The 14,058-nt window shown below is 67.6% G+C and carries 13 protein-coding genes; 8 read left to right on the forward strand and 5 right to left on the reverse strand.

Annotated elements, in window-relative coordinates; genetic code table 11:
- Nucleotides 1-56 precede the first annotated feature (56 nt).
- Nucleotides 57-1,391, forward strand: a complete 1,335-nt coding sequence (locus AC06FB_RS05195; RefSeq protein WP_065181834.1) for a dicarboxylate/amino acid:cation symporter — start codon at nucleotides 57-59, stop codon at nucleotides 1,389-1,391.
- Nucleotides 1,392-1,573: 182 nt separating this feature from the next.
- Here AC06FB_RS05195 and AC06FB_RS05200 read toward each other — a convergent pair whose 3' ends face one another.
- Nucleotides 1,574-2,347 (reverse strand): C40 family peptidase, encoded by a 774-nt coding sequence (locus tag AC06FB_RS05200; RefSeq protein WP_197572516.1) that lies wholly within the window; start codon nucleotides 2,345-2,347, stop codon nucleotides 1,574-1,576.
- 131 nt (nucleotides 2,348-2,478) lie between these two features.
- The gene (locus AC06FB_RS05205; RefSeq protein WP_053516860.1) at nucleotides 2,479-3,018 is read right to left on the reverse strand and encodes a C40 family peptidase; all 540 of its coding nucleotides are present in this window, start codon (nucleotides 3,016-3,018) and stop codon (nucleotides 2,479-2,481) included.
- A gap of 111 nt (nucleotides 3,019-3,129) precedes the next feature.
- On the opposite strand from AC06FB_RS05205, the gene AC06FB_RS05210 reads away from it, so the two are divergent.
- The 7 genes from AC06FB_RS05210 to AC06FB_RS05240 all read left to right on the forward strand — a co-directional run bounded on the left by AC06FB_RS05210 (nucleotide 3,130) and on the right by AC06FB_RS05240 (nucleotide 9,673).
- The gene (locus AC06FB_RS05210; RefSeq protein WP_053516805.1) at nucleotides 3,130-3,612 is read left to right on the forward strand and encodes an FKBP-type peptidyl-prolyl cis-trans isomerase; all 483 of its coding nucleotides are present in this window, start codon (nucleotides 3,130-3,132) and stop codon (nucleotides 3,610-3,612) included.
- A 99-nt stretch (nucleotides 3,613-3,711) separates the two neighbouring features.
- Nucleotides 3,712-4,956: a DUF418 domain-containing protein gene (locus AC06FB_RS05215; RefSeq protein ID WP_346475679.1), complete on the forward strand. Its 1,245-nt coding sequence runs from the start codon at nucleotides 3,712-3,714 to the stop codon at nucleotides 4,954-4,956.
- A gap of 3 nt (nucleotides 4,957-4,959) precedes the next feature.
- The gene (locus AC06FB_RS05220; RefSeq protein WP_065174883.1) at nucleotides 4,960-6,210 is read left to right on the forward strand and encodes an NAD(P)/FAD-dependent oxidoreductase; all 1,251 of its coding nucleotides are present in this window, start codon (nucleotides 4,960-4,962) and stop codon (nucleotides 6,208-6,210) included.
- On the forward strand, nucleotides 6,207-7,565 hold the full coding sequence (gene gorA / locus AC06FB_RS05225; RefSeq protein ID WP_478053438.1) for a glutathione-disulfide reductase: 1,359 nt from the start codon (nucleotides 6,207-6,209) through the stop codon (nucleotides 7,563-7,565). The genes AC06FB_RS05220 and gorA overlap by 4 nt, the downstream gene beginning before the upstream one ends.
- Before the next feature lie 84 nt (nucleotides 7,566-7,649).
- Nucleotides 7,650-8,570: an EamA family transporter gene (locus AC06FB_RS05230; protein WP_197600343.1), complete on the forward strand. Its 921-nt coding sequence runs from the start codon at nucleotides 7,650-7,652 to the stop codon at nucleotides 8,568-8,570.
- On the forward strand, nucleotides 8,477-8,905 hold the full coding sequence (locus AC06FB_RS05235) for an MGMT family protein (protein ID WP_227255343.1): 429 nt from the start codon (nucleotides 8,477-8,479) through the stop codon (nucleotides 8,903-8,905). The genes AC06FB_RS05230 and AC06FB_RS05235 overlap by 94 nt, the downstream gene beginning before the upstream one ends.
- A gap of 93 nt (nucleotides 8,906-8,998) precedes the next feature.
- Nucleotides 8,999-9,673, forward strand: coding sequence for a rhomboid family intramembrane serine protease (locus AC06FB_RS05240; RefSeq protein WP_053516819.1), 675 nt, complete (start codon nucleotides 8,999-9,001; stop codon nucleotides 9,671-9,673).
- 49 nt (nucleotides 9,674-9,722) lie between these two features.
- On the opposite strand, the gene AC06FB_RS05245 is transcribed toward AC06FB_RS05240, so the two are convergent.
- The 3 genes from AC06FB_RS05245 to AC06FB_RS05255 form a co-directional block, all read right to left on the reverse strand.
- Nucleotides 9,723-11,309: a phytoene desaturase family protein gene (locus AC06FB_RS05245; protein ID WP_478053439.1), complete on the reverse strand. Its 1,587-nt coding sequence runs from the start codon at nucleotides 11,307-11,309 to the stop codon at nucleotides 9,723-9,725.
- Nucleotides 11,306-11,788, reverse strand: a complete 483-nt coding sequence (locus AC06FB_RS05250; protein ID WP_053516822.1) for a VOC family protein — start codon at nucleotides 11,786-11,788, stop codon at nucleotides 11,306-11,308. Before AC06FB_RS05250 ends, AC06FB_RS05245 begins: the two co-directional genes overlap by 4 nt.
- Before the next feature lie 121 nt (nucleotides 11,789-11,909).
- Nucleotides 11,910-13,916 carry a M13 family metallopeptidase gene (locus tag AC06FB_RS05255; protein WP_053516862.1) on the reverse strand — a complete coding sequence of 669 codons (2,007 nt, stop codon included), beginning with the start codon at nucleotides 13,914-13,916 and terminating at the stop codon, nucleotides 11,910-11,912.
- Between the last annotated feature and the right edge of the window lie 142 nt (nucleotides 13,917-14,058).

Consider the following 14,058-nt stretch of genomic DNA (forward strand, 5'->3'; position numbering starts at 1 on the left):
TGCGGGCCGCCTTGGGCTATCGTGCCAGCATCCCTTCCTTCCCCTCTGGATTGCCTATGACGCTGGTCTCTGCCTGGCTGCGGATTCCATTCTGGCAGCGCGTGGTCGGCGGCTTCGTGCTTGGTGCGCTGGCCGGCTGGGCGCTCGGCCCCGCTGCGGAAACGTGGTTCGGTCCGCTCGGTGAGCTGTATGTCACCCTGATCAAGATGATCGCGGTGCCGCTGGTGTTCTTCGCGGTCATCAACGCGATCTCGTCACTGCATGGCCAGAAGTCGGTTGCAGCGCTCAGTGGCCGCACCTTCCTGTGGTTCGTGATCACCGCTGCGTTGGCGGTGTGCGTGGGCCTGGGCGTGGGCACCGTGCTGCAGCCCGGTGCCGGTGGCCTGCAGCTGTCCATGGCCAGCAACTATGTGCCGCGCGAGGTTCCCAGCGTGGTACAGGTGCTGCTGGATGTGGTGCCGGCCAACGTCTTCTATGCACTGTCCGGCATCGGCACCCGGGTCAATGCCGCCGGCGAGACCGTGCTGGCCGCTGGCAGGGGCTCGATCCTGCCGGTGATCTTCTTCGCCGGCCTGGTGGGCTTTGCCATCGTCAAGCTGGGCGAGAAGGTGACCGAGGCGCGGAAGCTGGTCGGCCAGATGAGCGACATCATGATCCAGGTGACCCGCTTCGTGCTGGAAGTCACCCCGATCGGTACCTTCGGCCTGATTGCCGGCCTGGTGGGCAGTTACGGTTTCGAGAAGCTGCTGCCGCTGGGGCATTTCGTGCTGGCCCTGTACGTGGCCTGTGCGTTGCACATCGTGGTCGTCTACAGCGCGCTGCTGCTGGCGCACGGCCTGAATCCGCTGAAGTTCTTCCGCGGCGCGGCGCCAGGCATGCAGGTCGCCTTCGTCAGCTCCTCCAGCTTCGCCGCGATGCCGGTGGCGCTGCGTTCGATCACCCACAACCTGGGCGTCAACAAGGACTACGGTGCATTCGCGGTGCCACTGGGTGCGAGCATCAAGATGGACGGCTGCGGCGCGATCTACCCCGCGTTGTGCGCGGTCTTCATCGCCCAGTACAGCGGCGTGCCTTTGACGCCGGAGCAGTACGTGGTGGTGCTGATCGCCTCGGTGCTGGGCAGCTTCGGTACTGCCGGTGTGCCGGGTACGGCCGTGATCATGGCCACCGTGGTGCTCAGTGCCGCCAATCTGCCGCTGGAGACCATCGGTTACCTGTATGCCATCGACCGTATCCTGGACATGATGCGCACCATGACCAACGTGACCGGTCAGATGCTGGTGCCGGTGCTGGTGGCCAAGGAGACCGGCCTGCTCGACCAGTCGGTGTACGACAATCCCTCCAGCAACGTGGGCGTGGATGACCCGGACCCTACGCCGCCACGCAGCTGAGACGCCGCGCAGCGGCCTGTCATGCGAGAGATGAAGGCCCGCCGCACTGGCGGGCCTTTTCGTTGTGGGCGTGCCCGCCGGGCCAGGAAAGGGAAGACGCATCCCAGGCATTCCGCGGGCAACGAAAAAGCCGCTGCAGGGCAGCGGCTTTCAGCTATCAGGCGGTGCCTGGAAAGGCGGCGTCAGAGCTCGACGCGGCGCGCCTGCATGAACTTGTTGCCCCAGTAGCCGCTGAGCAGGGTGTCCACCCGGACATCCTTGCCTGCGCTCGGGGCATGCAGGAAGCGGCCGTCACCTACATAGATGCCGACGTGGTCGACCCGGCCCTTGCGACCGAAGAACACCAGGTCACCCGCGGCCAGGGCGGCACGGTCGTTGATCAGCTCGGCGTTGTTGTCGTGTGCCATCTCGCGGGAGACGCGCGGCAGTTCGATGCCCAGCGCCGAACGGAAGACGTAGCCGACCAGGCCGCTGCAGTCGAAGCCGCTGTCCGGATTGCTGCCACCCCAGCGATAGGGGGTGCCGAGCAGGGTCATCGCCCGCCGCAGCAGCGACTGCACCTTGCCATTGTCGGCGGCGCTGCCGACAACGCTGCCATTGGCAGCGCTGCTGGTGTCGTAGTTGGCGAGCAGGCGGCTCAGATCGCCGGCGACCATGGCCGAGCGGTCCATCAGCGGAATGGTGTCGTTGGCGGCCAGGTGCGGCAGCAGGGCGGCCAGCGTGGCACTGGCGGCTGCATCGGTGCGGCTGCGCTGGGGGGCCGCGACTTCGGTCTTGCCCGTCACACGTACGCCATTGTCGGTCGCCGGGACCGGAACAGCGTCGGCGCGTGAGGGAACGGTCTGCGACCAGGCGGGGAGGCTGGTCAGGCACAGTGCCAAGCCCAGAAGAACAGGGCGGACACTACGCGGAGAAGCGGCGGTCTGGCCTTTGCACGTCAGGTCGTCAGTCGTCACGCGTCGGTCACAGAAAAAAAACGATGGGGCATCATGCCCTGTAAAAGCACTGATAAGTTAAAAATTCCGTTATAAAAACGTTATTTTCACTGTGACGCAATTCTCAATTTTGAACATGACGCCTGTTCATTTTAGCGAAGGACGCGTTTGGCCCCTGTGTAGTGGTCCTTCCAGTAGGGCCCGCTGAGCGAGTCCAGGCGCACCGTGCCGCCGGTGCTGGGGGCGTGCACGAAGCGCCCCTCGCCGACATAGATGCCGACATGGGTGACGTTGCCGCGGCTGCCGAAGAACACCAGGTCACCCGTGGCCAGACGCTTCGGATCGATCCTCGGGCCCTGTACGGCGGCCAGGTCGCGCGAGGTGCGCGGCAGCTTCAGATCCAGCATCTCGCGGTAGACATAGGCGACCAGGCCGCTGCAGTCGAAGCCTGATTCGGGGGTGTTGCCGCCGTAACGGTAGGGCGTGCCGACCAGGCTGATGGCACGCATCAGTACTGAATTGGCGGCCTCGGGATTGTCCGGGGTGGTCGCCGGCCAGTGCGCCGACGGCGGGGGCGCCGCCGTCCGGGTGGCCTTGCCGCCGCCGCAGGCGGTCAGCAGCAGGGGCAGGACCAGCAGCAGGGCGGGCACGGACAGCCGGCGCGGGCCGGACGAAACTGGCGTGATGTGCATGTTCTCCGGATAATGCGCCACCTTGGATTGGCCGTCATGATGGCGGCGTCCCCGCCGGGCGACAACCCGCCCCAACCCGTCTGCCTCCGGCAGAACCAGACAGAGTCGCGCATGAAGATCGAAAAAGACCGCGTTGTCCGCTTCCACTACACCGTTTCCGAAGTCGGCCAGGAGCCGATCGAATCGTCCAAGGACCGCGGCGAGCCGCTGGCGATCCTGATCGGTCACGGCAACATCATCCCGGGCCTGGAAAACGCCATGATGGACAAGGAAGCCGGCGCCACCTTCAGTGTCGACGTCACGGCGGCCGACGCCTATGGCGAGCGCCGCGAAGGCCTGTCCCAGCGCGTGCCGAAGAAGCACTTCGGCAATACCAAGCTGGCGCCGGGCCAGCAGGTCGTGCTGCAGACCAACTTCGGCCCGCGTGCGGTGACCGTGCAGAAGGTCGGCATGAGCGTGGTCGACGTCGATCTCAACCATCCGATGGCCGGCAAGGACCTGCACTTCGACGTGGAAATCGTCGACGTGCGCGAAGCCGGCAAGGAAGAGATCGAGCACGGCCACGTTCACGGCGACGGCGGTCACGCGCACTGATCGCCCTGCGATCGTGACGGCAGCAACGGCCCGCTTCGGCGGGCCGTTGCATGTCTGGAACACCGCGCGCTCGTCCACGGCGCGCAGGCGGGCTGCATAATGAAGGACCTGCCCGCCGGATGTCCTGTGAACAGCGCTTCGTCTTCCCTGCAGCCGGTCGCCTCCGGCGACCGCATCGCCGTGCTGGACATACTGCGCGGGGCCGCGTTGCTGGGCATCCTGCTGATGAACATGGAGGCCTTCAGCGGACCGCTGGACCTGGCATTCACCGGTATCGACGTGCGTTGGCAGGGGATCGATTACTGGGCCGACGCCTTCGTCTATGTGTTCGTGCAGGGCAAGTTCTTCACCCTGTTCTCGCTGCTGTTCGGCGCCGGATTCGCAGTGATGGCACAGCGCGCCGAGACCGCCGGCCGCGAGTTCACTCCGTTCTATCTGCGCCGCAGCGCCGGGCTCATGCTGATCGGCCTGTGCCACGCGCTGCTGGTCTGGTCCGGCGACATCCTGGTGCTCTACGCGCTGGCGTCGCTGCCCCTGCTGGCGTGCCGCGAGGCACCGCGCAGCTGGCTGCCGTGGATGGGCGTCATCGTCTACCTCGGTGGCGCGGCGATGATGATGCTGCTCGGTGCCATGGTTTCACTGGCGACGCCGCAGGACGCGCAGCAGATGCTGGTCGACGCGCAGCAGAGCATCGCCCGGGAGCGCATGGTCTACGGACACGGCAACTGGATCCAGGCCTGCATCCAGCGCCTGCATGAGTTTGGTTCGTCGATGGGGGCGCTGCTGATCACCGGCCCGGCGGTACTGGGCATGTTCCTGATCGGCAGTGGACTGGCCGGCAGTGGCGCGCTGGCCGCGCCGGAACGCCATCCGCGCCTGTTCGCGGCGCTGCGCTGGGTCGCCTTGCCGCTGGGCCTGCTGGTCACCGTGCTGGGTGTGGCCTGGAAACCCTACCTGGCACCCGGTGCCTACGACCTTGGTGTGACCTCGGCGATGGCGCTGGTGATGATCGGCGCGCTGCCGATGTGCCTGGGCTACCTCGCCTGGATCGTGCAGTGGCGCGCGCGGCTGGGCTGGCTGGCGCCGGTCGGCCGGATGGCGCTGACCCACTACCTGGGGCAGTCGCTATTGTGCACCTGGGTGTTCTACCACCATGGCCTGGGCTATTTCGACGTGATGCCGCGCAGCGTGCAGCTGCTCTTCGCTGTGCTGCTGTTCGCCGCGCAGGTCGCGCTTTCCCATGCCTGGCTGCGCCGCTTCCGCTTCGGACCGATGGAGTGGCTGTGGCGGGCGATGACCTATCGCCAGTGGCCGCCGATGCGCCGCGAGGCTGGAAGGGGCTGACCGATGCAGGGGGCGCGCGATGACGTGATCGTGATCGGTGCCGGTGCCATCGGCCTGGCGACTGCGCTGGCGTTGTGCGGACAGGGACGGCAGGTACGGGTGATCGATCGTGGCCGCGTGGGCGCAGCGACGTCGTACGGCAACTGCGGCACCGTCACGCCCAGTCATGCACCGCCCCTGGCCGCGCCGGGTGTGCCGCTGCGTGCGTTGCGCTGGATGCTCGACCCACGCGCGCCACTGTATGTGCGCAGCCGCCTCGATCCCGCGCTGTGGCGCTGGCTGCTGCAGTTCAGCGCGCGCTGCAATGCGCGGCATTGGCTGCAGGCCACGCGCGCGCGCGCTGCGCTGTTGAATGATTCCCGTGTGCGCCTGGCCGAATGGGTGGGAACCCATGGGCTGGACTGTGAATTCGAGACGCGCGGCCTGGATTACGTGTTCGGTGATGCACGCAGCTTCGATCAGCATATCGCCCAGTGCGAGGCGCTGGATGCGCACGGCATTGCGACCCGCTGCATCGATGGCGGCCACTACGCACGCGACAATCCGGCGTTCCATGATCGGCTTGCCGGTGCGATCCATTTCCCCGGCGACGCGCAGCTGCGCCCGGACCGTTTCACTGCGGAGCTGGCGCGGGTACTGCGTGCGCAGGGCGTCGAGATCGACGAGCAGGTCGAGATGCAGGGCTTCAGCGGCGACGTACACGGGGTCCGGGTACAGGCCGGCGGACGCACGCTGCGCGCGCGGGAACTGGTGCTGGCCACCGGCCCGTGGTCGCCGCGATGGGCACGGCTGCTCGACCTGCGGGTGCCGATCCAGCCCGGCAAGGGGTACTCGCTGACCTGGTCACGCCCGCCGCTGGTGCCGGCCCGTCCGGCGGTGCTGAAAGATCACTCCGTGTTCGTGATCGCCTGGCGCGACGCGCTGCGACTGGGGGGCACGATGGAATTCGCCGGTGCCGACCCGCAGCTGCGTGCGCAGCGCCTGCAGGCGTTGCAGCTGGCCGCTGATCGCCACCTGCGCATGCCGCGTGGCGCGCAGCTGCAGGAGCAGTGGTGCGGCTGGCGTCCGATGAGCGTGGACGATGTACCGTTGATCGGCCGCGCGCCTGCCCATCCTCACGTCTGGCTTGCGGCAGGGCATGGCATGCTCGGCATCAGCATGAGCGCCGGCACCGGCCAGCTGATCGCCGATCTCGTCTGTGGCCGCACGCCAGCGATCGATCCTGCCCCTTACCGACCCGAGCGATTCCGATGAACACGGCTTCCCATGATTACGACCTGATCGTCCTTGGCGGCGGCTCTGCCGGCCTGGCCGGCGCCATCCGCGCCGCGCAGTACGGCAAGCGCGTAGCGCTGCTGGAACCCGGTGAACTGGGCGGGACCTGCGTCAATGTTGGCTGCGTACCGAAGAAGGCGATGTGGCTGGCCGCCGATCTGCACGAGCGTATCGGCCTGGCAAGCGCGATGGGCTTCGATGTGCCGCCACGACCGGCACTGTCGTGGAAGGAACTGGTGATCCATCGCCAGGCCTATATCAGCAACATCCATACCAGCTACCACAAGCGTCTGGATGAAACTGGCGTCGTCCGCATCCCGGCGCGCGGCCACCTGCTCGACGCGCACACGGTGGCCTGCAGCGACGGGGTGCGCTACACCGCCGACCACATCCTGATCGCCACCGGAGCGCACCCGCAGCGTCCGGACATCCCCGGCGCGGAGCTGGGCCTGGTATCCGACGACTTCTTCGAGTTGCGTGCGGCCCCGGCCCAGGTCGCGATCATCGGCGGCGGCTACATCGCGGTGGAGCTGGCCGGGCTGCTGCAGGCGCTGGGCAGCCGGGTGAGCCTGCTGGTACGCGGCAAGCGTCTGCTGGAACGCTTCGACTACGAGCTGACCGATCAGCTGGCGGAAAACCTCCGCCAGCAGGGCGTGCGCATCTACTTTGATTACCGCCTGCGCGAACTGCAGCGCGACGGTGAGCGCGTCCGCGCCTTCGGCCATGATGGCCCCATGGACAGCGTGTTCGACGCGGTGTTCTTCGCCACCGGCCGCCGTGGCAACAGCCGGGGCCTGGGCCTGGAAGCGCTGGGCATCGACATCGGCGAGCACGAGCAGGTGCAGGTGGACGAATGGCAGACCACGGCGGTACCCAGCATCCATGCCGTGGGGGATATCGCGGGCAAGGTGGGCCTGACCCCGGTGGCGGTGGCTGCATCGCGTCGGTTGATGGACCGTCTGTTCGGTGGCCGCCCACAGTCGAAGATGGACTATGAGAATGTGGCCAGCGTGGTGTTTTCGCATCCGCCGCTGGGGGCGGTGGGCATGGGTGAGGAGGAGGCGCGTGCCTGCTTCAAGCAGGTGACGGTCTATCACAGCCGTTTCCGGCCGATGCTGCAGGCACTGGCCAACGGTACCCAGCGCAGCCTGTTCAAGATGGTCTGCGCCGGGCCGGAAGAGCGCGTGGTGGGGGTGCACCTGCTGGGCGAGGCCGCGGACGAGATCCTGCAGGGCTTCGCGGTGGCGGTGAAGATGGGAGCGACCAAGGCCCAGTTCGATGACACGGTGGCGATCCACCCGACCTCCGCAGAGGAAGTGGTGCTGATGCGCTGACGCTGCGGTTGCCGCGTCGGGCCATGCGACAATGGGCGTCCACACGCACCCCCGGGCCGCCCTGCGCGGCCCGCCGCTGTTCCCATGTCAAGCTCCTCCCCGCGCATCGCCACCGCATCCCCACGCATCGCCCTGGGGGGAATCGGCCTGGCGGCGATCGGCGCCGTTGCCGCATCCGGCAAGGCGGTGATCGTCAAGCTCGGCCTGCGCCACGGTGTCGATGCGACCACGCTGCTGGCGCTGCGCATGCTGATGGCACTGCCCCTGTTCGCACTGATGGCGGTGTGGGCTTCGCGCCGTGTCGAGCCGCTGTCGTGGGCAGACCGGGCGCGCGTGCTGTGGCTGGGGTTCACCGGCTACTACCTGTCCAGCCTGCTGGATTTCCAGGGTCTGCAGTACATCAGCGTCACGCTGGAACGATTGATCCTCTACCTCAACCCGACGCTGGTGCTGCTGATCAACGTGCTGCTGGCGCGGCAGCGGCCAGGGCGCTGGCAGGTCGCCGCGCTGGTGCTGAGCTACCTGGGGGTGCTGCTGGCGTTCGGCCACGATCTGCAGCGGGAGGGCGGGCAGATCATCGTCGGCAGCCTGCTGGTGCTGGGCAGCGCGCTCAGCTATGCGCTGTACCTGTTCGGCAGCGGCCAGGTGGTGGCACGGATCGGCGCGGTGCGCCTGACCGCCTATGCCAGCTGCGTGGCCAGCGGTCTGGTGCTGCTGCATTTCGCCATCACCCATCCGCTGCCACTGCTGTGGCAGGCACCTGCACCGGTGCAGGGGCTGTCGCTGGTCAACGCCACGGTCTGCACCGTGCTGCCGGTGCTGGCGATCATGCTGGCGGTGCAGCGCGTGGGTTCCTCGCTGGCAGCGCAGGTCGGTATGCTGGGGCCTGTTTCCACCATCGTGATGAGCCTATGGCTGCTCGACGAACCGATGGGGCCGGCGCAGATCGCCGGCACCGTGCTGGTCCTGCTCGGCGTGCTGCTGGTGACGCGTCTGCGCCGCTGACGCCGGACCAGGCGCGCGCGCGCATCCTGGCGGTGATCCACGCGATCCCGCCGGGACAGGTGATGGGCTATGGACAGGTAGCGATGCGCGCGGGCCTGCCGGGGCGGGCACGCTTGACGGCACGCATTCTCGGCCAGAACGATGACCCGACACTGCCCTGGCACCGCGTGCTGCGCTCTGACGGGCGCATCGCCATGGCGGAGGGGTCGGCGGGCTGGCGGGAACAGTCGCAGCGGCTGCGCGCGGAAGGCGTGGTGGTGCAGAACGGCCGGGTGCGGATGCCGGCGTCCGACCCGGCGGCGGCGCTGGATGCCGCCGTGTGGGGACCGGGCTGAGCGCGACCGGGGTCTGAACGGGCCGCACGCGGCAGTCGCCGACACGACACGACGGTGCGGCTATGATGGAGACCGTTCCATGCCGGTGTCCCCATGTTCCCGCGACTGCCAACCGTCACCAAGGCCCTGCTGATCGCCAACGCGATCCTGTTCCTGTTGCAGCAGCCGTTCCTGCTCGGCAACCAGACCTTCGAGCCGTTCATGCTGCAGCCGCTGCAGCAGGGCTTCGATGCGTTCTCCCCGGGTGGCAACTTCCAGCCGTGGCAGCTGCTGACCTACGGCTTCCTGCACGGCAGCTTCGGCCACCTGTTCTTCAACATGCTGGCCGTTTTCATGTTCGGTGCGCCGCTGGAACAGACCTGGGGCGAGAAGCGCTTCCTGCTCTACTACCTGGTGTGCGTGGCCGGCGCCGGCGTCTGCCAGCTGCTGGTGGGGACGCTGCTGGAGAATCCGGCCACGGTGCTGGGCGCGTCCGGTGGTGTGTTCGGCCTGCTGCTGGCGTACGGCATGTTGTTCCCGAACCAGCGGGTGATGCTGCTGTTCCCACCGATTCCGATGAAGGCGCGCACGTTCGTGATCCTGTTCGGTGTCGGTGAACTGGTGCTGGGCATGACCGGCTGGCAGCCGGGCGTGGCGCACTTCGCGCACCTGGGCGGCATGCTGTTCGGGTGGCTGCTGATCCGCTACTGGCGCGGCCAGCCACCGTTCAACAAGCGCCGTCCCCCCGGCCCGCCGAACCGTCCGAATCATCTGCGCAGCGTCAAATGATCCGCAGGGTCATCTGATGCGGCAGGTGCCAGCCGTGGTTGGCACACCCCTACAGATCCTGCAGGATCACCTGCGCGGCATTGTGGCCCGGCGCGCCGGTCACGCCGCCGCCGGGATGCGTGCCTGAACCACACAGGTAAAGCCCGGGCAGGGCACCGCGGTAGCCGGCCTGGCCGATCATCGGCCGCGCCGAGAACAGCTGGTTGGGACTGAGCGCACCGTGGAAGATATCGCCGCCCACCAGGCCGAACGTCCGCTCCAGATCCAGCGGTGACAGCACTTGCCGACCGAGCACGCTGTCGGCGAAGCCGGGCGCATACCGATCGACGGTGGCGATCATCAGGTCGGCGACGATATCGCGATGCGTGTCCCAATGCCTACCCCCGGGCAGGACCGGTGCCACATGCTGGCAGAACAGGCTGGCGACGTGCTGGCCCGGTGGCGCCAGCGAATCGTCGAGGGTGCTGGGAATCAGCATCTCCACGATCGGCTCGCGCGACCAGCCGTCGCGCCGCGCATCCAGCCACGCGCGGTCCATGTAGTCGAGGCTGGGCGCCATGATGATGCCGGCACTGAGGTGCTCACCGGCGCCGGGCAGGGCGTGGAAGTCCGGCAGCCGCGACAGCGCCACGTTCATCCGGAAGGTGCCCGAACCGCAGCGCCACTGCGCCATGCGTTCGCGCGTCGCCGCGGGCACCTGCTCCGGTTCCAGCAACTGCTCGTAGAGCAGTTTTGGATTGACGTTGGCCACCACCACGCGCGCGCGCAGTACGTCCCCGCCGGCCAGCTCAACGCCCACCGCGCGTCCGTGCTCGACCAGCAGCCGCTTCACGCCGGCATCCACGCGCAGTTCTGCGCCGGCCGCGCGCGCCGATGCAGCGATGGCCTGGCTGATCGCGCCCATGCCACCGATCGCATGGCCCCAGGCGCCCTTCACTCCGTTGCATTGGCCGAACACGTGGTGCAGCAGGACGTAGGCACTGCCGGGCGTGTACGGACTGGCGTAGTTGCCGACGATGCCATCGAATCCGAACAGGGCCTTGATCGGCTCGCTTTCAAACCAGCGGTCCAGATAGTCGGCGGCCGACAGGGTGAACAGATCAAGCAGCTCCTGGCGCAGGGCAGGGGACAGTGCCGCCAGTTCCCGGCCGAGCCGGCCCATCCGCCACAGTGCCGGCAATGCGCGCCAGCCGCCTGCGACGCCGAGGTCCGGCGGCGCGCGCAGGGCCCAGGCGCGCAGCACGTCGGCGAAGACCTCCAGCCTCGCCTCATAGGCTGGCAGGCGCTGCGCATCCCGTTCGGAGAACTTCGCCACCTCGGCCTGGGTACGGCCGGGTGCCGACAGCAGATAGCGGCCGTCAGGCAACGGCAGGAAATTGTTGGCCGGGCGGGCGACGACGCGCAGGCCATGCGCGTGCAGCTGCAGCTCGTCGATCACCTTAGGCTGCAGCAGCGAGACGGTGTACGAGGCGACCGAGTTGCGGAAGCCCGGATGGAATTCCTCGGTGACCGCTGCGCCGCCGAGCACGCCACGGCGTTCGAGCACCAGTACTTTCCTGCCGGCACGGGCAAGATAGGCCGCGCAGACCAGGCCATTGTGGCCGCCGCCGACGATGACCGCATCCCACGCGGTCATGCGGTGCGGATCGCCGCTTCGATGGTGGCGATGTCGATCTTCTTCATCGGCATCATCGCGTTGAAGGCGCGCTTGGCCAAGGCCTTGTCCGGGCTGGTCACCGCTTCGATCAGCATGCGCGGACTGATCTGCCATGAGATGCCCCAGCGGTCCTTGCACCAGCCGCACTGGCTCTCCTGCCCGCCGTTGCCGACGATCGCGTTCCACAGGCGGTCGGTCTCGGCCTGGTCCTCGGTCTGGATCTGGAACGAGAACGCTTCGCTGTGCCTGAACGCGGTGCCGCCGTTGAGCCCGACGCAGGGAATGCCGCAGACGGTGAACTCGACCGTCAGCACGTTGCCCTCCTTGCCGTCCGGATAGTCACCCGGTGCGTGATGCACGGCCGTTACCGCGCTGTCGGGCAGGATCCCGGCGTAGAACGTGGCGGCCTCGAGTGCTTCGCTGTCGTACCAGATGCAGATCGTGTTCTTGTGGGCCATGGTCGGGTTCCGCTGCAGGACGAAGGCGCAGCGATAGCATGCCGCGTGTTAATGGCGGATCGTGCTGCATGCGCAAAAAAAAGGGCGCCCGAGGGCGCCCTTCGTGTCACGGCCGGCTGGCTCAGCGCCAGACCTTGATCTGCTCGGCATCGCTGCGCTGCATCGGCTGGCCGGCCTTGCAGCTGAAGGTGGCGCCGAACGCCGGGAGGTTGGCCAGCGTGCCGTTGGTGCGCCACATGCCCGGCGCGCGGATGTCGGCGGTCAGGCGGCGTGCGGCTTCGTTGGGCGACAGCTGCTGCGCCCACAACGCGGCCCAGGCACGGAAGAAGCCCTGCTGCTGGGCCGGCTTGGCCTTCGGTTCCTGTGCGGTGTAGGCCGCCCAGGCCAGTTCCAGGCCGGCGATGTCGGCCAGGTTCTCTTCCTGGGTCAACGTGCCATTGACCTTGGCGCCCTTCACGCCCGGGAACTCATAGGCGCCGTACTGGGCGGCCACGCGGCTGCCGAGCAGGGTCCAGGCCGTCTTGTCGGCCGGCGTCCACCAGCTGCGCAGTTCGCCCTTGGCATCAACCAGCGCGCCCTTGGCATCGATGGCACGGGTCAGCTCGTGGCCGACCAGGCCGCCGAAGCTGCCGAACTTGTCGGCGCTGTCGGCCTTGGCGTTGAACACCGGGCCCTGCAGGATGGCCGCGGTGACGATCAGGCGGTTCTGCGCCAGGTCATAGGCCAGCGACGGCTGTTGCGGCAGCACGTCCCAGCGACGGTCGGCATTGCCCTTGCCGATGCGCTTCATCTCCTCGCGATGGCGCCAGGTCGAGGCGATCAGCATGTTGCCACCGAACGAGCCGCGGCCCATCGGCTGCACGGTGTAGTCGAGGTCGCGCAGCGGGGTGCCGATCTCGATCTTCAGCGCCGCCAGCTTGGCCTGTGCTTCAGCCTTGGCTTCGGCACTCATCCACGTGCTGTTCCTGACGGCCTCGATCTGCACCTCGCGGACCTTGTCGACGATCCATGCCGCCTGCCGGCGGTCTTCGGCCGAGAGATGGCGGGCAGCGTACTCGCGGCCGACCATCGGACCGGCCGCCACATTGATGGCATCGAGCACCGCTTCCCAGCGCTGCGGCGGCAGCGTCTGCCCGCGCAGTACGCGGCCGCGGAACTCAAACTCGGCGTCCCGGTAGGCCTTGGACAGGTACGGCGCCATCGAGTCGCCCACGCGCCAGCGCAGGTAGGCCTTCCACTGGTCCGGCTTGAGCTTGGTGACCATGCCATCCAGTTGCTGGAACAGGCCCGGGTCGGCCAGCGACACCAGATCGTCGTTCACACCCTGTACTTTCAGGAACGCCTCCAGCTGCAGGTTGCGGTAGCGGCTGTTGAGTTCCTTGGTGGAGATCGGCGCGTAGTTGTTGAACGGGTTGTTGATGCCGGCCAGCGACTGTGCATTGCGCGCCAGCTCGGTTTCCAGCGCGATCACCGCCTGCGACTCCGCATCGAGCTTGGCTGCCGGAGTACCGGTCAGTGCCAGGATCTGCTTGACGTAGGTGCGGTAGCGGCCCATCAGCGCCACGGTATCGGCATCGGTGCGGGTATAGAACGCCGGATCCGGCAGGCCCATGCCGCCCTGCATGAAGTAGCCGATATGACGGTCCAGTGCCTTCAGGTCGACGTCCGGACCGAAGTTGAAGGCGACCGGGATGCCGACCTGATGGAGTGCAGCGATCGACGCCGGCACATCCTTGGATTTCTTGATCGCATTGATGCGGGTCAGCAGCGGCGCGATCGGATTGGAGCCATCGGCTTCCACCGCCGCCTCGTCCAGGCCGCTGGCCCAGAAGTCGCCCAGCAGCTTCTGCACGTTGCCCTGCGGCGACGTCATGGCCGCATCGAGCAGTTCGCGCTGTTGCTGCCTGCTGCGCTCGACCAGCTGGCCCAGCGCGGTGGTGGCTCCGGTCTGCGGTACCGGGTTGGCCTTCAGCCAGCCAGCGTTGGTGGCGCCGTAGAAGTCGCTGCACTGGGCACTGACGGCCGGGGCGCGGGCGGCCTTTTTCTTTGCGGCGAACGCATCATGGCTCGGGACCAGGGTCGCCAGGCTGATGCCCAGGGCGATGGCAAGCGGACGGAAATTGGGCATGTAGAACGAATCCATGATGGATTGAGGGCGGGCGCACTATAGCAAGCCGCGCATGGGCGCAGCATGCACGTATCACGGTATGCCTGGCGGCCGTGGCGGGTCGCGCAAAAACAAGGGCCCGGGAGATCCCGGGCCCTTGCAG

The organism is Stenotrophomonas sp. Steno-C15, from assembly GCF_056393265.1.

Bases quoted from the DNA above. Each gene is read 5' to 3' on its own strand.
- AC06FB_RS05195 (WP_065181834.1), top strand. From the start codon at position 57: ATGACGCTGGTCTCTGCCTGGCTGCGGATTCCATTCTGGCAGCGCGTG.
- AC06FB_RS05205 (WP_053516860.1), bottom strand. From the start codon at position 3,018: ATGCACATCACGCCAGTTTCGTCCGGCCCGCGCCGGCTGTCCGTGCCC.
- AC06FB_RS05210 (WP_053516805.1), top strand. From the start codon at position 3,130: ATGAAGATCGAAAAAGACCGCGTTGTCCGCTTCCACTACACCGTTTCC.
- AC06FB_RS05215 (WP_346475679.1), top strand. From the start codon at position 3,712: ATGAAGGACCTGCCCGCCGGATGTCCTGTGAACAGCGCTTCGTCTTCC.
- AC06FB_RS05220 (WP_065174883.1), top strand. From the start codon at position 4,960: ATGCAGGGGGCGCGCGATGACGTGATCGTGATCGGTGCCGGTGCCATC.
- gorA (WP_478053438.1), top strand. From the start codon at position 6,207: ATGAACACGGCTTCCCATGATTACGACCTGATCGTCCTTGGCGGCGGC.
- AC06FB_RS05230 (WP_197600343.1), top strand. From the start codon at position 7,650: ATGTCAAGCTCCTCCCCGCGCATCGCCACCGCATCCCCACGCATCGCC.
- AC06FB_RS05235 (WP_227255343.1), top strand. From the start codon at position 8,477: ATGGCTGCTCGACGAACCGATGGGGCCGGCGCAGATCGCCGGCACCGT.
- AC06FB_RS05240 (WP_053516819.1), top strand. From the start codon at position 8,999: ATGTTCCCGCGACTGCCAACCGTCACCAAGGCCCTGCTGATCGCCAAC.
- AC06FB_RS05245 (WP_478053439.1), bottom strand. From the start codon at position 11,309: ATGACCGCGTGGGATGCGGTCATCGTCGGCGGCGGCCACAATGGCCTG.
- AC06FB_RS05250 (WP_053516822.1), bottom strand. From the start codon at position 11,788: ATGGCCCACAAGAACACGATCTGCATCTGGTACGACAGCGAAGCACTC.
- AC06FB_RS05255 (WP_053516862.1), bottom strand. From the start codon at position 13,916: ATGCCCAATTTCCGTCCGCTTGCCATCGCCCTGGGCATCAGCCTGGCG.